At 75.8% G+C, this 24099-nt stretch carries 18 protein-coding genes; 2 read left to right on the top strand and 16 right to left on the bottom strand.

The features are described 5' to 3' along the window. Positions 1 to 112 precede the first annotated feature (112 nt). The 9 genes from ACZ6S5_RS32395 to recN all read right to left on the bottom strand — a co-directional run bounded on the left by ACZ6S5_RS32395 (position 113) and on the right by recN (position 12731). On the bottom strand, positions 113 to 718 hold the full coding sequence (locus ACZ6S5_RS32395) for an NUDIX domain-containing protein (protein WP_466006063.1): 606 nt from the start codon (positions 716 to 718) through the stop codon (positions 113 to 115). Continuing rightward, positions 715 to 2475, bottom strand: a complete 1761-nt coding sequence (locus tag ACZ6S5_RS32390; RefSeq protein ID WP_466006062.1) for a CTP synthase — start codon at positions 2473 to 2475, stop codon at positions 715 to 717. The genes ACZ6S5_RS32395 and ACZ6S5_RS32390 overlap by 4 nt, the downstream gene beginning before the upstream one ends. A 150-nt stretch (positions 2476 to 2625) precedes the next feature. Continuing rightward, on the bottom strand, positions 2626 to 4974 hold the full coding sequence (locus ACZ6S5_RS32385; RefSeq protein WP_466006061.1) for a hypothetical protein: 2349 nt from the start codon (positions 4972 to 4974) through the stop codon (positions 2626 to 2628). Next, positions 4974 to 6107, bottom strand: a complete 1134-nt coding sequence (locus ACZ6S5_RS32380; RefSeq protein ID WP_466006060.1) for a glycosyltransferase family 4 protein — start codon at positions 6105 to 6107, stop codon at positions 4974 to 4976. The genes ACZ6S5_RS32385 and ACZ6S5_RS32380 overlap by 1 nt, the downstream gene beginning before the upstream one ends. Next, complete coding sequence (gene murJ, locus ACZ6S5_RS32375; protein WP_466006059.1) at positions 6104 to 7798, bottom strand: murein biosynthesis integral membrane protein MurJ; 1695 nt, start codon at positions 7796 to 7798, stop codon at positions 6104 to 6106. The genes ACZ6S5_RS32380 and murJ overlap by 4 nt, the downstream gene beginning before the upstream one ends. A 1-nt stretch (position 7799) precedes the next feature. After that, the gene (locus tag ACZ6S5_RS32370; RefSeq protein ID WP_466006058.1) at positions 7800 to 8663 is read right to left on the bottom strand and encodes a hypothetical protein; all 864 of its coding nucleotides are present in this window, start codon (positions 8661 to 8663) and stop codon (positions 7800 to 7802) included. 62 nt (positions 8664 to 8725) lie between these two features. Next, on the bottom strand, positions 8726 to 9649 hold the full coding sequence (locus ACZ6S5_RS32365; protein ID WP_466006057.1) for a copper transporter: 924 nt from the start codon (positions 9647 to 9649) through the stop codon (positions 8726 to 8728). Between the two features lie 27 nt (positions 9650 to 9676). After that, on the bottom strand, positions 9677 to 10855 hold the full coding sequence (steA, locus tag ACZ6S5_RS32360; protein WP_466006056.1) for a putative cytokinetic ring protein SteA: 1179 nt from the start codon (positions 10853 to 10855) through the stop codon (positions 9677 to 9679). A gap of 118 nt (positions 10856 to 10973) precedes the next feature. Next, positions 10974 to 12731 carry a DNA repair protein RecN gene (gene recN / locus ACZ6S5_RS32355; RefSeq protein ID WP_466006055.1) on the bottom strand — a complete coding sequence of 586 codons (1758 nt, stop codon included), beginning with the start codon at positions 12729 to 12731 and terminating at the stop codon, positions 10974 to 10976. A 102-nt stretch (positions 12732 to 12833) separates the two neighbouring features. On the opposite strand from recN, the gene ACZ6S5_RS32350 reads away from it, so the two are divergent. Next, positions 12834 to 13808 (top strand): helix-turn-helix domain-containing protein, encoded by a 975-nt coding sequence (locus tag ACZ6S5_RS32350; protein ID WP_466006065.1) that lies wholly within the window; start codon positions 12834 to 12836, stop codon positions 13806 to 13808. Between the two features lie 120 nt (positions 13809 to 13928). On the opposite strand, the gene ACZ6S5_RS32345 is transcribed toward ACZ6S5_RS32350, so the two are convergent. From ACZ6S5_RS32345 to ACZ6S5_RS32325, 5 genes are all read right to left on the bottom strand, one after another. Beyond that, on the bottom strand, positions 13929 to 17666 hold the full coding sequence (locus ACZ6S5_RS32345) for a S8 family serine peptidase (protein ID WP_466006054.1): 3738 nt from the start codon (positions 17664 to 17666) through the stop codon (positions 13929 to 13931). 740 nt (positions 17667 to 18406) lie between these two features. Next, positions 18407 to 19291, bottom strand: a complete 885-nt coding sequence (locus ACZ6S5_RS32340) for an NAD kinase (protein ID WP_466006053.1) — start codon at positions 19289 to 19291, stop codon at positions 18407 to 18409. Next, positions 19288 to 20133, bottom strand: coding sequence for a TlyA family RNA methyltransferase (locus tag ACZ6S5_RS32335; RefSeq protein WP_466006051.1), 846 nt, complete (start codon positions 20131 to 20133; stop codon positions 19288 to 19290). The genes ACZ6S5_RS32340 and ACZ6S5_RS32335 overlap by 4 nt, the downstream gene beginning before the upstream one ends. 22 nt (positions 20134 to 20155) lie before the next feature. Continuing rightward, entirely contained in the window at positions 20156 to 20410 is a 255-nt protein-coding gene (locus ACZ6S5_RS32330) for a hypothetical protein (protein ID WP_466006050.1), read from the bottom strand. Continuing rightward, positions 20407 to 20943 carry a phasin family protein gene (locus ACZ6S5_RS32325; RefSeq protein ID WP_466006049.1) on the bottom strand — a complete coding sequence of 179 codons (537 nt, stop codon included), beginning with the start codon at positions 20941 to 20943 and terminating at the stop codon, positions 20407 to 20409. Before ACZ6S5_RS32325 ends, ACZ6S5_RS32330 begins: the two co-directional genes overlap by 4 nt. A 110-nt stretch (positions 20944 to 21053) precedes the next feature. On the opposite strand from ACZ6S5_RS32325, the gene ACZ6S5_RS32320 reads away from it, so the two are divergent. Further along, a complete protein-coding gene (locus ACZ6S5_RS32320) occupies positions 21054 to 21389 on the top strand; it encodes an SCP2 sterol-binding domain-containing protein (protein WP_466006048.1) in 336 nt (111 codons plus the stop codon). A 4-nt stretch (positions 21390 to 21393) separates the two neighbouring features. Here the strand turns inward: ACZ6S5_RS32320 and ACZ6S5_RS32315 are convergent, their stop codons facing one another. Beyond that, a complete protein-coding gene (locus ACZ6S5_RS32315; RefSeq protein WP_466006047.1) occupies positions 21394 to 22449 on the bottom strand; it encodes an HAD-IIA family hydrolase in 1056 nt (351 codons plus the stop codon). Further along, complete coding sequence (locus ACZ6S5_RS32310; protein ID WP_466006064.1) at positions 22446 to 23504, bottom strand: Replicase polyprotein 1ab; 1059 nt, start codon at positions 23502 to 23504, stop codon at positions 22446 to 22448. The genes ACZ6S5_RS32315 and ACZ6S5_RS32310 overlap by 4 nt, the downstream gene beginning before the upstream one ends. Between the last annotated feature and the right edge of the window lie 595 nt (positions 23505 to 24099).

The raw sequence follows: 24099 nt of genomic DNA, 5'->3' as shown, positions 1-24099 counted from the left end.
CCCCCCCCCCCCCCCCCCCCCCCCCCCCCCCCCCCCCCCCCCCCCCCCCCCCCCCCCCCCCCCCCCCCCCCCCCCCCCCCCCCCCCCCCCCCCCTTCGTCGTCCGGTCCCGCTCAGCGGGGCAGCGGCGCCTCCGGCCGGCGCAGCTCGGTGAAGCCGGTCTCCCGGGCGCGGGCGGCGGCGAGCAGCCCGGCCACGCAGGAGGCGTTGGTGACCTCGCCGGCCAGCACCATCCGGACCGCCTCGTCGAGGTCGACCCGGACGACCTGCAGGTCGGCCTCCTCGTCGCTGCGGTCGTGCCGCTGGTCGGCGGGCACGTCGGCGAGGTCCCGGGCCAGGAAGACCCGGACCACCTCGTTGGTGAAGCCCGGCGAGCTGTGCAGGTCGACCAGGACGTCGACGGTGCCGGCGGTGAGGTCGGCCTCCTCGGCCAGCTCCCGCCGCGCCGCGTCGGCGAGGTCCTCGCCGCGCACGTCCATCAGCCCGGCCGGCAACTCCCACAGGTGCCGGCCGACCGGGTGCCGGTACTGCCGGATCAGCACCACCTGACCGGCGTCGTCCAGCGCCACCACGGCCACCGCGCCGACGTGCGTCACGTAGTCCCGGGAGGCGGTGCCGCCGCCGGGCATGGTGACGTCGTCGCTGACCACGGAGAAGATCCGGCCGGACCAGATCTCCCGGTGGTCGGTCACCTCGTACCGGTGTTCGACCCCACTCACGACGCGGACGCCGCCTTCGCCGCGGCGGCGGTGCCGTTGCGGCTCGCCTTCTTCGCCGCCGGGGTCTCGGCCGCCGCGTCGGCCAGCTCGACCGGGAGCTGGTCAGCCTCCGAGTACGCGACGGCGGCCTTGACGAACGCGGCGAACAGCGGGTGCGGCCGGGTCGGCCGGCTCTTCAGCTCCGGGTGCGCCTGGGTGGCCACGAAGAACGGGTGCAGGTCGCGGTCCAGCTCGACGAACTCGACCAGGCGGCCGTCCGGCGAGGTGCCGGAGATGTGCAGGCCGGCCTTGGTGAGCTGGTCGCGGTAGGCGTTGTTCACCTCGTACCGGTGCCGGTGCCGCTCGCTGACCTCGGTGCTGCCGTACGCCTCGGCGACCAGCGAGCCCTCGGCCAGCTTCGCCGGGTACGCCCCGAGCCGCATGGTGCCGCCCAGGTCGCCCTTGCCGGCGACGATGTCCTCCTGGTCGGCCATGGTGGCGATGACCGGGTGCGTGGCCTCCTCGTCGAACTCCAGCGAGTTCGCCCCGTCCAGGCCGGCCAGGTGGCGGGCCACCTCGATGGTCATGCACTGCAGGCCGAGGCAGAGGCCGAGCAGCGGGATGCCGTTCTCGCGGGCGTACCGGGCGGTGCCGATCTTGCCCTCGATGCCGCGCACGCCGAAACCGCCGGGGATGACGATGCCGTCCACGCCGGCCAGGGCGGCCGCCGCGCCGGCCGGGGTGACGCAGTCGTCGCTGGGCACCCAGCGCAGCTGGACCCGGGCCCGGTGGCCGAAGCCGGCCGCCCGGATCGCCTCGCTCACCGACAGGTACGCGTCGGGCAGGTCGACGTACTTGCCGACCAGCGCCACGGTCACCGTGTGGCGGGGCTGGTGCACCCGGTCCAGCAGGTCGTCCCAGCTGGCCCAGTCCACGTCGCGGAAGGAGACGCCGAGCCGGCGCACCACGTACGCGTCGAGGCCCTCGCGGTGCAGCACCTTCGGGATGTCGTAGATGCTCGGCGCGTCCGGGGCGGCGGTGACCGCCTCCCGGTCCACGTCGCAGTAGAGGGAGAGCTTCTCCTTCACCTTGTCCGGGATCTCCCGGTCGCAGCGCAGCACCAGGGCGTCCGGCTGGATGCCGATGCTGCGCAGCTGCGCCACCGAGTGCTGGGTCGGCTTGGTCTTCAGCTCGCCGGACGGCGCCAGGTACGGCACCAGCGAGACGTGCAGGTAGAAGCAGTTGTCCCGGCCCAGGTCGTGGCGGACCTGACGGATCGCCTCGAGGAACGGCAGCGACTCGATGTCGCCGACCGTGCCGCCGACCTCGGTGATCACGATGTCGGGCACCTGACCCTCGGCGTCCGGCTCCCCCATGCCGAGGATCCGCGCCTTGATCTCGTTGGTGATGTGCGGGATGACCTGGACCGTGTCGCCGAGGTACTCGCCGCGCCGCTCCTTGGCGATCACGGCCGAGTAGATCTGCCCGGTGGTGACGTTCGCCTTGCCGGACAGGTCGCGGTCGAGGAAGCGCTCGTAGTGGCCGACGTCCAGGTCGGTCTCGGCGCCGTCCTCGGTGACGAAGACCTCACCGTGCTGGAACGGGTTCATCGTCCCGGGGTCGACGTTGAGGTACGGGTCGAGCTTCTGCATCACCACGCGCAGCCCGCGCGCGGTCAGCAGGTTGCCGAGGCTGGAGGCGGTGAGGCCCTTACCCAGCGAGGAGGCGACGCCCCCGGTGACGAAAATGTGCCTGGTCGTCCGTGCTGAAGGGGCCAAGGCCTGCTCCCGTGTCGTCCGTAGCGGTCGTGCGAACCGCCGTGCCGATCAGCCAAGTGATCACGCGATCCACGGGATTCCACGGTAACACCTCTCCCGGCCCGATCCGGCGTCGCACCCGCCGTCGCCGCACGTGAATCCGCTTCCGGCTCAGCCGGCGCGCACCTGCGTCGATGCCGGGCGGGCCTGGGCGGGCACCCGCGCGGCGGCGGCCCCGCGTGCCGGTCCGGCGTCCCCGTCCTCGCCGGCGGCGCGTCCCGACGCCTCGGACGGGCCGGCGTCGCCGTCCGGCCGGGCGGCGACCTCCGGGTCGGCGGGCCGTCCGGTACGGCCGCCGTCCGGGTGGTCCCCGCCGCCGCTCGGGCCGCCGGCCGGGTCCTCCTCCCCCGGCCGCCCGGTGCCGGGCTGGGTGCGGTCGGTGGAGTGGTCGAGCACCCGCAGCGCGGCCAGCGCCGCCATCGGCACCACCAGGGCGCCCGCCGCGCCGGCCACGTCCAGCGCCGAGCCGCCCAGCAGGCCGCCGAGACCGGCCGCCACGCCGGTGCCGGCCATCGCGGCCCGGATCGCCGGGTAGATGCCGAACAGCCGCATCAGCCCGCCCCAGGGCTGGTAGAGCGCGAGCCAGACCAGCGCCGCCCCGGCCAGGGCCAGCACGGTGAGCGGGCTGTTCACCAGGGTCTCCACGTTCGCGCTGCTGGCCCGGTGGACGGTGAGGCCGCCCGTGCCGTCGCCGAGCGCGGCGAGGAACCGGCCGACGCTGCCCCGCTCGGCCGCCGGCCGGCGCAGGTCCACCACCGCGAAGCCGATGGTCACCGCCAGGCCGGCCATGGTGGCCCAGGCCAGCCGGCTGATGGTCAACCAGCCGCCGGAGCAGATCGCGGCCGCGACGCTCACCCCGGCGGTGAGCGCGATCGCGCCGATCGAGTCCGAGCCGAGGTACGGGCTGCCGACGATCACCACGGCGGCCCCGCCGACGAGCACCATCACGATGGGCCGCCAGGGCCGGCGGACCCGCTGGGCGAGCCAGCCGCCGCACAGCAGCGACCCGGCGATGAACACGCCCAGCCCGATGGTGCCCAGGCCCGCGTACCGGCCCCCCTCCAGCGACGAGTAGCCGACCACCCCGTTGAGCTGCAGCCGGGAGCCGGTGAGCACGTCCACGCCGACCACCAGGGTGGCCAGGCCGGCGACCGCGCCGAGCGGGCCGAGGGTGCTGCCGTGCCCGGGGCTGAACCGGACCGCGGCCGTGCCGCCGACGATCAGCAGCGCGGTGACCACGCCGAACCACCAGCCGGCCTGGGATCCCCGCCACCAGGGCACCGCGTCGGCGAGCAGGGCGGCCGGCACGGCCAGCGCGGCGGCGATGAGCAGCAACTCGACCACCGCCACCACCCGCCGGGACACCGGTTCGGGCCCGTACGGGCCGGCGTGCCGGCGGGCCCGGCGCAGCAGCGGCAGCACCGCGACGGCGAGGGCCACCTGGGCGGCGGCGAGGAGGGCGAAGAACCAGCCGGCCACCCGGCGCTGGGCGGCGGCCTCCCGGTCGGCGTCGGCCGGCTGGTCGATCGCCGTGCGCAGGTCGGCCGGGCGGCCGCCGACGGAGACCGCGGGACGGCCGAGGAAGAGCCGCTCGGGCATCGGCCGGCCGAGCGCGGCCAGGGCGGTGGGCGCCAGGTCGACCAGTTGCAGGTAGCCCTCACGCGCCGTGCTCGGCGAGGTCAGCCAGCCGTGCTCCCAGCCGGGACCGTCGGCGATCGCCACGTGCAGCCGGGACGGCGCCTCGGTGTCGGAGACCCCGGCGACCAGCACCAGCGAGCGGGACGGCCGGGCGGCGAGCACCCGGGCGAGCTGCGCGTCGGCCTGCCGGGCCTGCGCCGCCCGTACCGTCGGGTCAATGGCGTCGACGGTGCCCAGGTCGACGATGCTGAGCACGCACGAGCCGAGCAGGCCGGCCGGGTCGGCGGGGAGAACCGGCGCGTACCGGTCGACCCGGCCGAACGGTCGGGCGGCGGCCACCGCCGCGCCCGGGCCGACCGCCACCGAGCAGCGCACGGACTCCGACAGCGCGCCCGGGGTGGCGCCCCAGGCCAGCTTGTCCTGGTTGTAGGCCACGACGCTCTCCTGGTCGGGCAGGTTCGCGCCGATCCCGTCGGGCTGCTCCACGGTCACCCCGGTGGCCGGGCAGTCGCCCACCCGGTTGCTGCCCTGCCAGGCGGCGAAGTTGCCGGCGCCGAGGGTGAGCCAGCCGTCGACCGGGCAGGTGGGCCGGTGCGCGGAGCGTACCGAGAGCGAGCCGATCGAGCCCTGCTCGGCCATCCGCCACAGCGTGGGGGTGGTCTGCGGGTCCACGTCCTCCCAGCGCAGCCCGGCCACCCCGGCCAGCACCACGAAGTCGGCGCTGCGTTTCGGGCCGCCGTTGTCCGGCCGGGCGGTCAGCGCGGTGACGCCGAGCGCGACCACGATCAGGGTCAGCAGGACGGGAGCGAGTCGACGCAGCATCACCGGGTCCTCGTCGACGGCTCGGGCGCCAGTTCGGCGTAGACGTCGACCAGGGCGGCCACGGTGTCCGCCTCGGTCGGCCAGCTCGCGGCCCGGGCGGCGCCCCGGCGGGCCAGCTCGGCCCGACGGGCGTCGTCGTCCAGCAGGCCACGCACGGCCGCGTCGACCGCGTCGACGTCGCCCGCCGGAATCAGCAGCGCGTCGTCGCCGACCAGCTCCGGCAGCCCACCCACGGCGGTCGCCACCAGGGGTACGCCGGCGCGCAGCGCCTCCTGGGCGAAGAGCTGCCGGGCCTCCCAGTCGCTGGTGACCACGGCCAGGTCGGCCCCGGCGAGGAGGTCGGCCACGTCGGTGCGGTGCCCGAGCAGGGTCACCGGGGCCCGGGCCGCCGAGATCCGCGCGGCGAGTTGCAGGTACGCGGGTCCGCTGCCGGCGATCACCACGGCCGGCGCCGGATTCCGGGTACGCCAGCGGGCGGCGGCGTCGACCAGGATGTCGTACCGCTTCTGCGGGTGCAGCCGGCCCACCGAGAGGATCAACGGACGGCCCGGGGCGAGCCCGAACTCGGCCCGGACGGCGGCCCGGCGGCGACGCGGCGCGGGCAGCGCCGGCGCGGCGACCGGGGCGAGGCGGGCGTCGGTGGCGCCCAGCGCGGCGGCCCGCTCCACCAGGTCGGCGGAGGCGCCCAGGGCGATCCGGACGTTGCGGGCGACGATCCGCTCGACGAGCCGGGACAGCTGGCCCCGCACACCCCGGGCGAGGACCGCGTTGTGCCAGGTCACCACGACCGGCGCGGTCGGCCGGGCGAGGACGGCGACCAAGCCGGCCCGCAGCCCGTGCGCATGCACCACGTCCACCGGGGTGTCGGTCAGGGCCCGGCGCAGCGCGGCGACCGCCCGGGCGTCGGCCGGGGTGGGGCTGGCCGGGATCTCCACCGGCGCGAACCGCGCGCCGACCCCGGTGAAGTCGAACTGGTCCTGGGTGGCGGCCGGGCCGCAGACCAGCACCGACGCGCCGGCGGCGGTCAGCCCCCGGACCACCGAGCGGACGTGCTGCCCCACGCCACCGGTGCTGGAGGCGAGCACCAGAGCCACCGAGCCGGGCCAGCGCGGCACCGACGAGGCGTCCGTCATGAGGAAATGCTCTCCTTTCCGTCGCCCCGCGCCGCGGGACGCCGGTCGGTCGGCGTGTCGTCGGACCCGCCCGTCGGGCGGCGCCGCCGAAGCCGGCGGGCCACGGCGGCGAGCAGCGGTCGGATGTCCCGTTCGTCGGCCAGCCAGGCGACGGCGAGGAACAGGGCCCCGACCACGACCCCGGACAGCATGCCCTGAACGAGCGCCTCCGATGTCGTCGGGGTCCCGCCGGCGAGGCCGGCGAGCCAGCGCGAGGTGGCCACGCCGCCCAGCCCGGCGACGCCGGCGGCGAGCAGCCCGGCGGCCCCGGCCCGGCCGACGCCGGCCAGCGCCGCCCGCCCGGCGGAGCGCAGCACGGCGGCGATCAGCAGGGCGCCGAGCACCAGCATGCCGGCGGAGGTGGCGAGGGTCACCGCGAGCACCCGGTCGGCCAGCGGCAGGAGGCGCCCGAGCAGGACCGCCAGAGCCGGCACGGTCAGCCAGCCCACGGCGGTGGCGACGGTGGCCGCCCGGGTTTCGCCCCGGGCGTAGAGGGCCCGGGTGAGGACGGCGAACAGGCCGTAGCCGAGCAGGCCGGGGGCGAAGCCGGCGATGCCGGCCGCCGCCGTGCCGGCCGCCTCGCCGGTGAAGAAGAAGTGCCCGACCGGGACCGCGGTGCCCACCAGCGCGGCGGCGCCGAGCAGGCTGAACAGCACCACCCCGCGCACCGCCGGGGCGAGGGTGTCCCGGTAGGTCCGCTCGTCGCCGGCCGCGCGCGCCGCCGCCAGGGTCGGGTACGCGGCCACCGCGAGCGGCACCGCCAGCACCGACCAGGGCAGGAAGTAGATCGTCTGCGCGAGGTTGTAGCTGCCCAGATTGGCCTTGGACCCGTAGGAGACCTGATTGAGGGACACGATCAGGGCGACCTGCTGGGCGGCGACGGTCACCAGCCCGGCGACGGCAAGTGCACCGACCCGGGCCCGGGCCTCGGCGGGGAACCGGAAACCCGGCCGCAGCGGCAGCCGCAGCCGGCGCAGCGGGATCAGCAGGGAGAGCGTGAGCACCACCACACCGAGCGTGGTGCCGCCGGAGAGCAGCAGCTCGCCGCCCCGGCTGACCTCGCCCACGGTGGCCAGCCGCCCCTCCATGGCGGTGAAGCCGAGGTAGACGGCGATGACGGTGACGCTGGACAGCAGCGGGGCGAGCACCGGCCAGGCGAACCGGCGGTGCGCCTGGAGCACCCCGGTGAGCACGATGCCGACGCCGTAGAGCGGCAGCTGGGGGGCGAACACCCGCAGCATCCGCGCCCCGGCCTGCTGCTGCACCTCGCTGAGGCCGGACCCCTGCAGCGCCACCAGCGGTTCGGCGAACAGCGCGACCAGCAGGGCGAGCGGCACCAGCAGGGCGAGCACCCAGGTGAGCAGGGCCCCGGTGGTGGCGGCCACGGCCGGCCGGTCGCCCCGCTCGGCCGCCGCCGCGAGCAGCGGGACGACGAGGCTGGCCAGCGCGCCGCCGGCCACGAGCTCGAAGATGAAGTTCGGGACGTTGTTCGCCACCAGGTAGGTGCCACCCAGGTCGGTCTGGGCGAGCGTCCAGGTGAACACGGCGGTCCGGCCGAAGCCGGCGAGCCGGCTGACCACGGTGAGGACGGCGATGAGGGCGGCCGCTCCGGCCACGCGGCCGGTGCCGGCGAGGGGGGCCGGTTTCGTCACGTCAGTCCGGGAGCCGGCCCAGCGCGTCGAGTTCCCGCAGCCCCGGGGTCCGCTGGATCACCTGGGTGAAGCTGACCTTCTCGCTGGCGGCGGTGAGCGCGGCGACCACGGCCAGGACGCCGGCCCGGCCGAGCGGGCCGGTCCGCGCGGCCAGGCTGACGCCGAGCAGCGCGCCGAGCGCGTTGGCGCCGCTGTCGCCGAGCATCACCCGCTCGTCGAGGTCCTCGCGGACCAGCCCGGCGGCCGCCCCGACCGCGCCGGCCGCGATGCCCCCGTACGGGCCGCGGGTCAGCGGCGCGCCGAGCAGCACGCCGGACTTGAGCGCCCGGCCGGGACGCAGGTCGAGCAGGTTGAGCAGGTTGGCGGTGCCGGCCACCACGCCCGCGCCGAGCAGCACGTCGAGGCCACGGCCGAGGGCACCGGCCCCCTGCCGGCGGGGATGGGCGGCGACCCGCCGGTCGGCGGCGAGCAGCGCGGCCGCGCCGAGACCGGCCACGCCGACCCCGGCGATCTTGACGAGGCCGGCGGTGACCCGCCCCTCGCGCAGCGCGGCGAGGTGCCCGGCGAAGCCCTTGGCGGCCTTCTGCTCGGGACGCGCCCCGACGATGTCGTCGTACAGCCCGACCGTGCCGGCGCCCACCCCGGCGAGCAGCGCGGCGGCGCCGGCCGGGGCGCTGCCCGCACCGAGCGCGCCGGCGGTCGCGGCCCCGACGGCCAGGGCCGGCCCGGCGGCCAGGGTGACGGTGCGGCCCCGGAAGTTGGTTCGCTCCAGGGCCGGCGCGGCCGGGGACATCCGCACCTCCCGCAGCACGTAGCGGGCGGCGACCGCCCCGGCTCCGACGGCCAGCAGCCGACCCAGTCTCACGCGACCCCTCCGATCCGGAATCCCAGCGCGACGCGGTACGGACCGGACATCGGCCCCGCGGGTCACTGGGGCAGTTTAGGCAGCAGCGACGCGGCGTTGTCACCGACGCCGTACTGACCGGCCTTCTTCTCCGTGACCTGCTGCACCAGGGCGAGCGTGGTGACCAGTTGGCCCTGCACCGTGTTGGCGTTGTCGACGGTCGAGATGGTCTGCGAGAGCACCGGGTCGCCGCGGACCACGGCGACCACGTTGCCGCCGGCCGAGCCCATGCCGCCGACCACGATCGCCCCGCTCCGGTCGAACTGCTCGGCGATGTTCACCACCGAGTCGTCCTTCTTCCCCGAGTCCTTGTCGACGTACGGCTGGCCGCTGACCAGCACCACGGCCTCGGCGGCCCCGGAGACCTTGTCCTCGGGGGTGAGGTACCCGGCGGTCGCGTACGACTGGAGCACCGCCCGGCGCTCGGCGTCGGTGACCGCCGCGCTGCCCGGCGGCCGGTCCAGCAGGACGCTGGCGAGCAGGGCGCTGGAGGTCTCCACCCCGTGCCCGTTGCCGGGCAGGCCGGGCATCTGCACGGCGCTGGCCAGCTCCAGCAGGTTGTTGTTGCTGTCCGGGTTGATGAACTTGTCCTGGATGTCGACCCGGCCGGTGATGCTGGCCCCGGCGAGCTGGAGCATCTTCACCACGCCCTCGGTGTGGTCGCGCCCGCTGGGCAGGCTGAGCACCAGCACCCGACGGCCGGTCAGCTTGCCGGGGAGGACGACCTGCGCCATCTCGGCGGCGAAGTCCTCCTCCATGTCCAGTTCCTTCTGCAGGCTGTTGACCGACTGGCGCATCTGCGAGTTGTCCTTGCGCAGCGCGTTGACGTTCTCCTTCAGCGAGTCGGCGACCGGCCCGTTGAGGGCGGCCGTGCCGACCACCAGGCCGATCGCCAACGCCAGGAAGACCGCGGTCAGGGACACCACGTGGTAGCGGAAGTTGATCACGCTTGCAGCCTCTTGATCGTCGGGGAGCTAGAAGAGCTGGCCGAGCTGGAACACGAAATTGTCCCACCATTCGGAGACCACGCCCAAATACGCCTTCCCGACGGTGGAGACCGCCACGGCGGAGGCCATCGCGGCCACCGCCGCGAGGACCAGCAGCAGCAGCGACGACCCGGAGATGCTCTGCCGGTAGAGCCGGCTGACCCCCTTGGCGTCGACCAGCTTGCCGCCCACCTTCAACCGGGTCAGGAAGGTCGAGGCCATCCCGCCCCGGCCCTTGTCCAGGAACTCCACCAGGGTCGCGTGGGTGCCGACGGCGACCAGCAGCGAGGCACCCTTCTCGTCGGCCAGCAGCATGGCCAGGTCCTCGCTCGTCGCCGCGGCCGGGAAGGTGACCGCCGGCACACCCAACCCGTTCACCCGGGCCAGGCCGGGCGCGCGGCCGTCCGGGTACGCGTGCACGACCACCTCGGCGCCGCAGCGCAGCACGTCGTCGGTGACCGAGTCCATGTCACCGATGATCATGTCGGGCGTGTATCCCGCCTCGACGAGGGCGTCCGCGCCGCCGTCCACCCCGATCAGCACCGGCTTGAACTCCCGGATGTACGGGCGCAGCACGTCCAGGTCGGCCTTGTAGTCGTAGCCCCGGACCACGATCAGGCAGTGCCGGCCCTGGATCTGGGTCTGGATCTCCGGCACGCCGACCCCGTCGAGCAGCAGGTCGCGCTCCTGCTTGAGGTAGTCCATGGTGTTGGCGGCGAACGCCTCCAGCTGGACCGACAGCCCCTCACGGGCGTCCGCCATCGACTTGGCCACCGTCTCGGCGTCCTGCAGCGCGCCGTGCGCGACCGGCTCCTCGCCGACGAAGACGGTGTTGCCCTCGATCCGCACCACGTCGCCCTCGCGGATCTGCTCGAAGACGCTCTCGCCCAGGTCGTCCAGGAGCGGGATGCCGGCGGAGATCAGCACCTCGGGGCCGAGGTTCGGGTACCGCCCGGAGACCGAGGGCTTGGCGTTGAGCACGGCGGCGACACCGACGGCGACCAGCGAGTCGGCAGCCACCCGGTCCAGGTCGACGTGGTCGATGACCGCGATGTCCCCGGGCCGGAGCCGGCCGACCAGCCGCTTCGTCCGACGGTCGAGGCGCGCGGCACCGAGGATCGAGCCCGGTTCCGCGCTCCGGTTCCGGCGCAACGTGGGTAGACGCATCGTGACCATCCTGGCATGTGAGGCAGGTTTTGCTGTCGCGACATGCCTGAGCAGGGCCGCCTACCCAGGGAAGCACACCAGAGCGCATGCCGGTGTGCTTGCGCTCACAATCCCGGCGTCACGGACGCCTTTCCTTGGCCGCCACGGCCAGGAGTTCCTCGGCATGCGCGATACCCAGATCCGAATCCGGCAAACCCGCCAGCATCCGGGCCAGCTCCCGGGCCCGTTCCGTGTCCTCCACCACCCGCACCCCGCTGGTGGTCACCGCTCCCCCGGTGTCCTTCGCCACCACCAGGTGCCGGTCGGCGAACGCGGCCACCTGCGGCAGGTGGGTGACGACCAGCACCTGGTGGCTGCGGGCCAGCCGGGCCAGCCGCCGGCCGATCTCCACCGCGGCCTGCCCGCCGACGCCCGCGTCGACCTCGTCGAAGACCAGGGTGGGCGGGCCGCCGGAGCCGGCGAAGACGACCTCGATGGCGAGCATCACCCGGGACAGCTCGCCGCCGGAGGCGCCCCGCTGCAACGGCAGCGCCGGCGCACCCGGGTGGGCCAACAGCCGCAGCTCCACCTCGTCGGCGCCGTCCGGGCCGACGCCGGCCTCGACGCCGTTGACGGTGAGGCTGGGCTCGGCCTTGCCAGCAGGCCGCGGCAGCACCGCCACCTCGATCCGGGCGTGCGGCATGGCCAGCCCGGCCAGCTCGACGGTGACCTGCTCGGCGAAGCGGACCGCCGCCTCCTGCCGGCTGGTGGAGACCCGGCCGGCCAGCTCGGCCACCTCGCCCGCGAGCCGGGCCGCCTCCTTGTCCAGCTCGTCCAGGAGCTCGTCCGAGGTGTCCAGGTCGGACAGTCGGGTGCGGGCCCGCTCGGCCCAGGCGATCACGCCGTCCACGTCGTCGGCGTACTTGCGGGTCAACGCGCGCAGCGCGGCGCGCCGCTCGTAGACCGTCTGCAGGCGGGCCGGGTCGGCGTCCAGCCCGGCCAGGTAGGCGGAGAGCTCCGCGGAGACGTCGGTGACCAGGGTGGCCGCCTCCTCCAGCCGCAGGGCCAGCTCGCCCAGCGCCGGGTCGGTGCCGGCCTGCGCCTCCAGGGTGCGCCGGGCGGTGCCGAGCAGCGCGCTGGCGTCGGGGGTGTCGTCCGCGGCCTCCACGCCGCCGGCCACGCACTGCTGGGCGAGCTGGGCCGCGGTGCGCAGCCCCTCGGCGTGCTCCAGGCGCTGCGCCTCCGCCTTCAGCTCGTCGTCCTCGCCGGGCTGCGGGTCGACCCGGGTGATCTCGTCGAGGCCGAGCCGCAGCAGGTCCGCCTCCTGGTTGCGCGCGCGGGCGTTGCGCCGCCGGTCGGCCAGGTCGTCGACCACGGCCCGCCACCGGGTGTACGCCTCACGCAGCGCGTCCAGCAGCTTCTCGTGCTCCGGCCCGGCGAACCGGTCCAGCGACGCCCGCTGCTCGGCCGGGCGCAGCAGCCGGAGCTGGTCGGACTGGCCGTGCACGGTCACCACCTGCTCACCGACCTCGCCCAGCATCGACACCGGCATGCTGCGGCCGCCCAGGTGCGCCCGGGACCGGCCCTCCACCGTGACCGTGCGGCTCAGCAGCAGCGACCCGTCCTCGTCGGGCTCGCCACCGGCGTCGGTGATCCGGGCGTGCACCGTCTCGGCCACCCGGCCGAGCAGGCGCAGCCGCCCCTCCACCACCGCGCGGCCCGGTTGCGCCCGGACCCGGCCGGCGTCGGCCCGGCCGCCGAAGAGCAGGCCGAGGCCGGTCACCACCATGGTCTTGCCGGCGCCGGTCTCGCCGGTGATGACGTTCATCCCGCCGGTCAGCGGGAGCGTGGTGTCCTCGATGACGCCCAGTCCGGTGATGCGCAGCTCTTCCAGCACAGCACCCGACAGTAGACGCGCCCTGCGACAGTTGGCCAGCCGGCGCGGGCGGGGCTGTGGACGCCGTCCGGCCGCGTCGTACAGTTCTGCCCCGTGCTGGACATGATCGGCCTGACCCCGGACGAGGAGCAGCTCTACCGCTGCCTGGTACGGCTCACCACCGCCCGGGTGGCGGAACTGGCCGACCGGCTGGGCCGCCCGAGGGCGGTCGTCCTCGCGCAGCTCGACGCCCTGCGGGAGAAGGGACTGGTGCTGGCGGCCGGACCGGAGCCGGACGCACCGCTCCGGCCGCTGGCGCCCGACGTCCCGCTCGGCGAGGCGCTGCTGCGCCGGCAGGAGGCCCTCGAAGCCGCGCGCGCGGCGGTCACCCAGCTCACCGAGGAGTACCGGGCCGGGATGCGCCGGCACGACGCCGACCACCTGGTCGAGGTGGTCACCGGCGCGCGGGCGCTCCGCGAGCGTCTGCGGGACCTGCAGAACGGCGCCCGGGTCGAGGTGCTCTGGTTTTGCCGGGCCAACCCGCTGACCATGCCGGGCCAGGAGAACGTCGAGGAGTTCGACGCGCTGGCCCGCGGGGTCCGCTACCGGGCCATCTACGAACGGGAGATGCTCCTCGAACCCGGCGCGCTGGAGGACGTCGAACAGGGCGTACGCGCCGGTGAGCAGGCCCGCGTGCTCGACCGGCTGCCGGTCCGGCTGGCCATCGTCGACGGCCGGACCGCAATCTGCCCGCTCGTGCGGGACCGCGGCAGCGGCGAACCGACCGCGGCGGTGATCGGCCGCAGTCAACTGCTGGACGCCCTGCTCGCCCTCTTCGAGAGCTACTGGCTGATGGCGACCCCGCTGCGCCCGTCCGCCGCGCCGGTGGACCGGACCACCGACGGTTACCAGCCGGACGCCGACGAGACCCGGCTGCTGTCGCTCTTCGTGGCCGGCGTGCCGGACAAGTCCATCGCCTCCCAGCTCGGGGTGAGCCGGCGTACCGTGCAACGCCGGCTGGCCGACCTGATGGCGATCGCCGGCGTGGACACCCGGCCCGGGCTGGCCTTCCAGGTGGCCCGGCGGGGCTGGCTCTGACCCGCCCGGCCGAGCCGCGGCCGTCCGGGGGGCCCGCCACCCCCTGGCGGGCGGCGCCCCGGACGGCCGAGGGTGGCGTCCGCGCGGGCGAGGGGGGATTCGTCCCGCGCGGACGTCGGCTCAGCGCAGGCCGTACGCGTCGAGCACGGTCTGGTCGACGGTGTTGCCGGCCCCGTCGCGGGCGTGCACCCGCAGCGACACCGTGCCCTGCCCGGCCGGGATCACGGCGGTGAACTCGTTGCCCGTGCCGCGCACCGGCACGGCCCGCCAGCTGGACCCACCGTCGAACGACACCTCGAGCCGGACACCGGTGCCGGTGGGCGCCGGTACGCCGGCCGGCTGGCGCAGCGTCAGGTCGAGCTGGTGCGGGTGGCCGTCGGCCACCTCACCGCGCAGGTCGGCCGCAACCCGATAGTCCACCTGGAGCAGCGGCAGCGGCTGGGCGGCATCCCCGGCCGGGCGGGCCGAGGTGAACTGCCAGGCCGTCTCGGTACGGGTGGCCCAGCGCCACTCGTCCGACGAGCGCCGGGTGGTCAGGTCCAGCCGGTAGCGGGCCGACCCGGGGACCGTCGGCACGGGCGCCCAGCCGTCGGACAGATCGGCGATCTGCTGCCCGTCCCGGCTGAGCCGCGCCTGCACCGTGTCCTGTTCCTCACTGAACCCGGCCGGGGCGTAGTGGCCGTCGGCGTCGACGAACTCGGCCACCCGCAGATCCAGGGTGTCGCCGGTGCGCGTGGGCAGCGGCGCCCCACCGCTCGCCGGCACGGCCGGCCGGACCACCGGCGCGTGCCAGGTCTCGGTGACCTTGTCGTCGGCCGCGTACCGCCGGGGCCGCTCGGTCAGCCCGCCGAGCAGCGGACCCCAGTCGGACCAGGACAGCCGGTGCAGCACCCGCTGCTGCCACCAGGAGTCCCCGGCGCTGACGAACTCCTGCCGCACCGTGCCGGTACGCACCATCCGCTGGTCGTCGTTCCAGGAGTACTCCTGCCAGGGACGCCACCCGAACCGCTGCTCGGCGGCCCAGTCGAACCCTCCCGTGTCGGCGTAGCGGGCGGTCACCTCGGCGGTGTTGTCCGCGGTGACCCGGTGCAGGACCCGATCGGGGACCTGTCCCTTCGACACCTGCCACACGTCGTACAGGTAGGGGCTGTCCACGGTCAGCGTCAGGTCCAGGGTGGCGTGACCGCTCTTCGCCGCCACGATCATCGGCTGCCCGTCGTCGTACGCGACCACCAGCGACGGGATCGGCAACCGGTCCCCGTCCGGACGCCAGACCGTCCACGCGCTCCGGTCCGCCGGGCGGACGACGAGCACCATGGCGGCGCCGGCCGCCGTGGCGTCGGCGATCTGGTCCTCCTCGGCGCGGTCGTAGCTGCCGGCGACCAGCACGGCGGCGCCGCGGACCCCGGCCCGGGCCAGCTCGGCGGCCGTGCCGTCGCCCGCCCAGACCAGCGGCAGCTTCCGCCGGCCGGCGGGAGCCGGCGACTGGCCCAACAGGTTGATGTCCAGCGGACCGGAGACGTCGCTGACCTGGGCGTCCACCATGGGCGCGACCAGTTGCCAGCGGGAGGCGAACTCGAACTCGCCCTGGCGCACCGGGCGGGTCGGCGTGACGTTCACCTGCTGGACCGTGCTGAACGCCATCACGCCGTGGTCGACCTGCCGGCCGTTGCCGAAGACCCGGTGCTCGTAGAAGCTGATCGTGTCCCGCTGCTCGGTCGGCTTCGGCGTCTCGATCCGCACCGGGGTGCCCTTGCGCGGGTCGAGCACCACGGTCAGGTCCCGGTCGACGGTCAGCTCGGGATCGGTGACCAGGGTGAGCTGCTCGTCCAGCGGGGCGCCGTGCTCGATGAGCGCCTCCAGCAGGTACGGGCCCTCCTCCACCCGCACCTGCCAGTCGCCGCCGCCGAGCCAGCCGAGCGCGTCGGACTCGGGGTGCTCGCCGAAGAGCGTGACGACCGGCGCCGGGCCAGGCTGCCCGGCCATGTCCAGCGCGCGCAGCGTGACGGTGTGCAGCGGGCCGCTGAGGGTGAGACCGACCGCGGTGCGTACCGCCACGCCGTCCGCGCCGCTGGCCACCAGCCAGCCGCCGTGCGGACCGCGGTCCAGCTTCGCGGGGTCGGCCCGCAGCGGGACCGCCACGCTGCCGCCGGCCGGCACGGTCACCTCACCGGAGCCGACGGAGACGCCGTCCGACTCGGCCACGCCGCTGTCCAGGTTGCGCAGCTCGAGGGCGAGCCGCAGGGTCTGCGCGGTCGCGGTGCCGTTGGTGTACGTGACGGTCCGCTCCACCGGAACGCCGCCGGTGGCCACCCGACCGAAGTCGGCGGTGGCCGAGCCGTACACCCGCTGGCTCAGCGCCCGGGCGACGTCGACCCGGCCGCCGCCCTGCTCGAAGACGGTCAGCGCGGGGTTCGCCTTCGCCGTGCTGACCAGCGCGTCCTTGAGCTTCCCGGCGGTCCAGTCGGGGTGTTCCTGGGCGAGGATCGCCGCCGCGCCGGCGACGTGCGGCGTCGCCATCGACGTGCCGGACGCCCGCGTGTACGCGTCGTCCACCGGCGTGCCCATGGTCGTGCCGGCGGCGCGGGCGGCGACGATGCCGACGCCCGGCGCGGTGATCTCCGGCTTCAGGCCGTTGTCGCCGACGCGCGGGCCCCGGCTGGAGAACGGCGCCAGGTTGTCGTCGCGGTCGACGGCACCGACGGTGAGCGCCGTGGTGGCCGCGCCCGGGGTGCCGACGGTGCTCGCCGCGCCCGCGTTGCCGGCGGCGACCACGAAGAGCGCGCCGGTCTCGGTGGTCAGGTCGTTCACAGCCTGGCTCATCGGGTCGGTGCCGTCGGTCGGCGGGCCGCCGAGGCTCATGCTGACCACCTTCGCGCCGGCATGGGCGGCCCATTCCATGCCGGCGATGATCGACGAGTCGTAGCCGGCGCCCGAGTCGTCGAGCACCTTGCCGACCAGCAGCCGCGCGCCCGGCGCGACCCCCTTGCGCAGCCCGTCACTGGCCGCGCCGCTGCCGGCGATGGTGGCGGCCACGTGCGTCCCGTGACCGTGCCCGTCCCGGGCGCTGTCGCCGCCGGTGAAGTCCCGCGCCTCGGCGATCCGGCCGGCCAGGTCGGGGTGGTCCGCGTCGACGCCCGTGTCGAGCACCGCCACCTCGACGCCGGTGCCGTCCCGGCCGGCCGCCCACGCCGCCGGCGCGCCGATCTGCGGCACGCTGTGCTCCAACGTGACGTGGACCCGCCCGTCCAGCCAGACCCGGGCCACGCCCGCGCCGAACCGGGCCGGCGCACCGGCCGCGGTACGCGCCGTGGAGGTGCCACGCAGCGTCGTCCACAACCCGGCGAGGTCGTCCTTGTCGACCCGCAGCGCGGCGCCGTTGATGCTCTCCAGCGGGCGGGCTGCGGTGGCCCCGGCGAGCGGCCGCACCCGGCCGGCCGCCGCTTCCTGGTAACGCACGATCAGCGGCAGCGCGCGCTGCGCGGCGTCGCCGTAGCCCTCGGCGGCCAGCTCCTCCACGTCGAACAGGTCGGCGTCGAGCACACCGGCGGAGACGTACGGCACGACGTCGCTGGGCAGCACCCGCAGCCCGCCGTCGGCCTCCACGGTGTGGAAGATGATCCGCTCGCGGCCGGGGCCGGGGCGGACACTGGCGGCGACCCGGCCGGGCGCGGCCTGGACCAACTCGACCCGGTCGCCGGTGATCAGGGTGATGCGGATGGGTGCGGGGTCCGAAACGGCGGTAGCCGGGCTCGGGCCGGCGGGCGGGGCGGGCGGGTCGGCGGACGCCGGTGCGGCGAGCCCGACCAGCAACGCGCCGACCGCGCCGGCGGCGAGCCAGCGTGGGGACCGGTGCATGCGATGCGCTCCTCTACTCCAGGGCCGCCCTCTGTGGAGGTCGGCCGACCGGAGTCTGCGCCGAAGATCATCGCTCGGTCACCGGTTGGGGCCCGCCCTACCGGCGACATGTCGCCAGGTGGACACGGGACGACAGCGTCCGCACCATCGGATGTCCGGTTTTGCCGCCGCCGGACGACGGCGTGCGGAGTCGGGTGGTTGCTGGTCGGGGTGCCGGAACGAGTCGCGCCGCTCAGCTCGCGAGCCGCCGCTTCCTCCGACGGCGGCCCGCCGACCTGGCCTCCGGGCCGGGGTCGAAACCCGACCCGGATCCGGCTGGCCGGTCCGCCCGCCGCGGCCGGCCACGACTCCTCCGGCACCCCGACCGTCGTGGTCCCGACCACCCCCTGGTCGGAGCCACGACCGTCGGACCGCGCGCCCGGGCGGACACGGGCCTCACCGCCCCGCCCGGACTCCACCTCAACGCAGCCCGCACGCTCCGTGACCGTCCGCTGGACGGTACCGCCGGCCCCGGCGACGGCCCGCTGCCGTGGGGAGCCGCGCCCGCCAGCGGCGGCACCGCTCACCCCGTACCGGTCCCCGGTGGTCGCCGGGACCCGGCGCCCGCGCGCCGTCGTCGAGGGAGGCTCCTACCGTAACCCGGCCGAACCGTCGACCGGGTACGCCGATCCGGTGACGCCGGGTCGGCCGTGCGGCGGCCACCGCGCGCCGGTCGCGCCGCCGGACGCCCGGGCGGCAGGTCAGCGACGGTTGCCCCGCCAGCCCTGCACGGGCAGGTCGAACTTGGCGACCAGCCGGTCGGTGAACGGGCGGTCCTTGAGCCGGACGATGCGCACCGGCAGCGCGCCACGACGGACGGTGACCCGCGCGCCCGGCGGCAGGTCGTAGACCCGGCGCCCGTCGCAGCAGAGCACGGCGAGGGTGGTGAACGGGTCGACGGTGATCGCGAAGGTGGACGTCGGCGCGGTCACCAGCGGGCGGCTGAACAGCGCGTGCGCGCTGATCGGCACCAGCAACAGCGCCTCCACCTCCGGCCACACCACCGGACCGCCACCGGAGAACGCGTACGCGGTGGAGCCGGTCGGGGTCGCGCAGACCACCCCGTCGCAGCCGTACCGGGACAGCGGCCGGCCGTCAACGTCGACGAGCAGCTCCAGCATCTGGGCCCGCTCGCCCTTCTCCACGCTGATCTCGTTGAGCGCCCACGACTCGATGGTCGGGCCGCCGTCGAACTCGGCGGTCACGTCGAGGGTGAGCCGTTCGTCGACGGTGTAGTTGCGCTCGACCACGTCGCGCACCGCGCTGTCCAGGTCGTCGATCTCGGCCTCGGCGAGGAAGCCGACCTTGCCGAGGTTGATGCCGAGCAGCGGGGCCTTCGCCGGGCGGGCCAGCTCGGCCGCGCGCAGGAAGGTGCCGTCGCCGCCCAGCGCGAAGACGATCTCGGCGCCCTCGGCGGCCTCCGGCCCGGTCACCGGCACCACGCCGGGCAGGTCCAGGTCGTCGGCCTCCTCGGCCACCACCCGCACCTCGAAGCCGGCCGCGATGAGGTCCGCCGCCACCGCCCGCGCGTGCTCGGTGCTGCGTCGACGGCCGGTGTGCGTCACCAGCAGCGCGGTCCGGCTCACCCGGACACCTCCTCGGTCGTGGGCTCCGTCGGGAATCCCTGCGGGCCGGCCGCCACCACCGCGCGTACCCGCTCGGGGTCCGCGGCGGGCGCGTCCCGGCGTAACCATACGAAGAACTCGACGTTGCCGCTCGGCCCCGGCAGCGGGCTGGCCGCCACGTCCGCCAGGCCCAGGCCGAGCTGCGCGGCCGCGGCGGCCACGTCGAGCACGGCCTCCGCGCGCAGCTGCGGGTCGCGGACCACGCCGCCCGCGCCGACCCGCTCCTTGCCGACCTCGAACTGCGGCTTCACCATCAGCGCCAGATCGCCGTCGGGACCGGTGCAGCCCGCGAGGGCCGGCAGCACCAGGCGCAGCGAGATGAACGACAGGTCGGCGACCGTGAGGCCCACCTCGCCGCCGATGACCTCCGGCGTGAGGGTACGGACGTTGGTGCGCTCGAAGACCCGTACCCGCGGGTCGTTCCGCAGCGACCAGGCGAGCTGCCCGTACCCGACGTCGACGGCCACCACCTCGGCGGCGTCGGCGCGCAGCAGTACGTCGGTGAACCCGCCGGTGGAGGCGCCCGCGTCCAGGCAGCGCCGGCCGGCGACGGTCAGCCCGCCGCGGGCGAACGCGGCCAGGGCGCCGGCCAGCTTGTGGCCGCCCCGGGAGACGTACCCGGTGGTGGGGTCCTCGCCGGTGACCAGCAGCGGGTCGGCGGGGTCGACCATCGCGGCGGCCTTGCGGGCCGGCACCCCGCGCAGCTGGACGCGGCCGGCCTCCACCAGCGCGGCGGCCTGCTCGCGGGAGCGGGCCAGGCCGCGGCGGACGAGTTCGGCATCCAGCCGGGTACGACGTGCCATGGGTGGTTCGTCTCCAGTTGGGTCAGGCCTGGTCGATGCTGGCCAGGGTCTCGCGCAGCGTCTCGTACGCCGCCTCGTACTGGGCGACCTGGTCGGCCGGGGAGAGCGCCTCGGCGTTGATCATGGCCTGCACGGCGGCGTCCACCGCCGGGTGCCGGGCCTCGCCGACCTCCTCCACCGGCACGGGGCGTACCCCGGGCGGCGGCCCGGGACGGGGACCGCCGGGCGGCCCGGGGCGCGGACCCGGCGGCGGGCCGGGGCGGTAGGGGGCGGTCACGACGTGGCACCTCCGGTCTGGGTGCGGCCGGTGGCCTTCCTCGCCGGCCGGACCGGCGCGGCGGGCGACTCCTCCGCCGGGGTGCGCGCCACCGTCGCCGCCGGCTTCTTCGCGATCGCCTTCTTCGCCACGGTCTTCTTCGCCACCGCCTTGGTCGGAGCGACCGCGGCCGGGGCCGGTTCCGGCGTGGCCCGCTCGGCCCCGCTCGGCTCGGCCGGGGACGTCGGGGTGGCCTTCGCCTCGCGCAGCTGCCGTTCCAGCTCGCGCACCCGGCGGGTCAGCTCGGCCACCTCGTCGGCGGTGGCCAGCCCGACCGCACCCAGCGCCCGGTCCACCTCGAAGCGGACCAGCTTGGTCAGCGCCTCCCGGTTGGCTGTCCCGGTGGAGACGAGTTCCTCGGCGAGCGACTGGAGCTGGGCGGCGGTCGCACCGCCCTGCCCGACCACCCGCCGCACCGCGTCCTGGGCCTTCTTCCGGGGCGCCTCGGTCAGGCCCATGGCCAGCTCGAGGTAGGCGCGCCACGCGTCCTGCATGCCTGAGTCCTTCCACGGGGCGGGGTGTGCAGGTGTCACGCTACCGGGCGCCTGGGACGGCCCATTGCGGTACGGTGCCGGGAAATGGCGTGGTGTGGTGAGGAGACGATGTGGCCAGCGTGGACGAGTGCCGGCAGGCGTTGCAGGACCTGGCCGCCCGGCTGGACCACCACACCGAGACGCAGGGCCGGATCGACCTGGACCGCACCCTGGCCTGCCGGATCACTGACCTGGACACCGCGTTCCACGGCCGCATCGAGGGCGGGCGGCTGGTCGACCTGACCGACGGCGACGACCCGAAGGCGAAGATCGCGCTCAGCACCAACAGCGACGACCTGGTCGCGCTGGTGCACGGTCAGCTCGACATCACCAAGGCGGTCGGCTCCCGCCGGGTGTCCATCAAGGCCAACCCGTTCGACCTGATGAAGCTCCGCAAGCTGCTCTGACCGCTCAGTCCGCCAGGCCCAGCGCGGTGCGGGCCCGTTCCGCAGCCGGGGACGCCGCCCGCAGCCGCGGGCCGGCGCCGGTCGACCAGGCGACCGCGCAGAGCGCGGCGAGGGCGTCGAGCGGGCGTCCCGCGCCGTCGAGGAGCAGCCCGTCGTCGCCCGCCGTCGCCGACCAGCCGCCGGTGTCGGGCGCGCCGGGCACCCGCACCACCGCCGCCGGGTCGAAGAGCCCCGCCAGATCCGCCGCGACGTACGTCGGCCGGCGCTCCTCGGGCGCCGCCAGCAGCTCGGGCACGTCGCTGACCCCGGTGAGCACCAGCAGGCAGTCCAGCCCGGCCCGACGGGCGCCTTCGATGTCGGTGTCCAGCCGGTCGCCGACCACCAGGGTCCGCCCCGCGCCGGCCCGGCGGGCCGCCGTGGCGAACAGCGCCGGCTCCGGCTTGCCCACCACCACGTCCGGGTCCCGGCCGAGCGCGGTACGCAGCACCGCCACCAGGGCGCCGTTGCCCGGCAACGGACCGCGCGGGCTGGGCAGGGTGCGGTCGGTGTTCGTCGCATACCAGGGGGCGCCCGCGCGGACCGCCAGGGACGCCTCGGCCAGGTCGGCCCAGCCGACGTCCGGGCCGTACCCCTGGGCGACGGCCGCCGGGTTCTCGTCGGCCGTCGCCACCGGACGCAGGCCGACCGCGCGCAGCTCGGCGCGGAGCGCCTCCGCCCCGACCACCAGCACCGGCGCGCCGGCGGGCAGCCGGTCCCGCAGCAGCTCGGCGGTGGCCGCCGCGGAGGTCAGCACCTCTTCCGGCCGGGCCGGCACGCCCATGCCGGTGAGCAGCTCGGCCACATCGCTGGAGCGCCGGGAGGCGTTGTTCGTCGCGTACGCCACGGACCGGCCCTCGGCGTGCAGCCGGCCGACCGCCTCGACGGCGCCGGGGATCGGCCGGTCGATCAGGTAGATCACCCCGTCCAGGTCGAAGACGACCAGGGCGTACCCGTCGACCAGCCGCGTTCCGGCCGGCGTGCCCGCCGCGTCGGCCCGCGCGTCCCCGGCGCTCCCGGTCACTGCCGGTCCGCCTCCGCCGTGCGGTCCCCGCCGTCGGTCACCGCGTCACCGGTGGTCCCGGCGGCGCGGGTGTCATCGGCGAGGGACCGGGCCGCGGCGTCGGTGAGCTCGTCGTCGCCGAGGTCCGCGCCGTCGCGGTCCCGATAGCCGGCCGCCGCGCCACCCCGGTCCGGGCTCTCGACGTCGTCGGCGGCCGGGTCGTCGTCGCGCAGCCGCGCGTCGCCGTCCAGGTCGTCGTCCTCGTCGTCGTCGAACTCGTCGGCCTCGTCGTCGTCCGCGAACTCGTCGTCGGTGTCGAGGTCGTCGTCCTCGTCATCGGCGTACCGGGCGTCGAGCTCGTCGGCGTCCGGGTCGTCCGCCTCGTCCGCGTCGCCGTCGAGGTCCTCGTCCACGGCGGAGTCGGCGCCGCCGGTCAGCTCGGCGTCCGGGTGGGCCGGCACGGCCCCCGGCGCGCCGGGCCCGGCCGCCAACTCCTCGTCCTCCTCGTCGTCGCCCTCGATGACCACGCCGTCGAGCTCCAGCAGCCGCTCGGCGGCGTCCGTCTCACCTTCGGAGTCCACGTCGGCGGCCCGCGAAAACCACTCCCGCGCCTCCTCGCGCCGTCCCACGGCGAGCAGCGCGTCCGCGTACGCGTAACGCAGCCGCGCCGCCCACGGCTCGGCCGAGTCGGCGGTCAGCTCGCGGACCTGGAGCATCGCCACGGCCGCGTCCTTCTGCCCGAGGTCGCCGCGCGCACCGGCCGCCACGATGAGCAGCTCGATCGCCACGGACTGGTCGAGCTTTTCCCGGTCCGCGCCCCGGAACAGGTCGATCGCCCGCTCCGGCCGGCCCAGCGCCCGCTCGCAGTCGGCCAGCACCGCCAGATGGCTCTGCAACCCGGTCATCCGGTGGTACGTCCGCAGCTCGGCGATGGCCGTCTGCCACTCCCTGGCGTGGTACGCGGCCAGCCCGACGGCCTCCCGCACGGCGGCGATCCGCGAGGCGAGCCGACGCGCCGCCATGGCGTGCGCCAGCGCCTCCGCCGGATCGTCGTCGATCAGCAGGCCGGTCGCCACCAGGTGCCGGGCGACGGTCTCCGCCACCGGCTTGGCCAGCGACAGCAGCTCGGCCCGGACACTGGAGTCGAGGTCGCTCGCCACCACGTCGTCCGGCAGCGCCGGCGCGGCGGCCCGCTCACCCTCCCGGCCCTCGGCGCGCTCGCGCCGGTCGTCCCGCCGCTCGCGGTCCGGCCCGAAACCGCCCGCCTGGCGGTCCTCCCGCGGGCGGTCGCCGTAACCACGGCGCTCGCCGTCCCGTCCGGTCCGCTCCCGGCCACCCCGGAAGCCACCCTCGCGGTCCTCGCGCCGGAAGCCACCCTCGCGACGCTCACCGCCACGGAAGCCGCCCTCGCGATCGTCGCGGCGGAAGCCCTCACGCCGCTCACCACCGAAGCCGCCCTCACGGCGCTCACCGCCACGGAAACCGCCCTCACGGCGCTCACCGCCGCGGAAGCCACCCTCGCGGCGCTCACCGCCACGGAAGCCACCCTCACGGTCCCCGCCGCGGAAACCGCCCTCGCGGCGCTCACCGCCACGGAAGCCACCCTCACGGTCCCCGCCGCGGAAACCGCCCTCGCGGCGCTCACCGCCACGGAAGCCACCCTCACGGGTA

Source organism: Micromonospora sp. NPDC051924, assembly GCF_055586005.1.
This window is presented reverse-complemented; position numbering and strand designations above follow the sequence as displayed.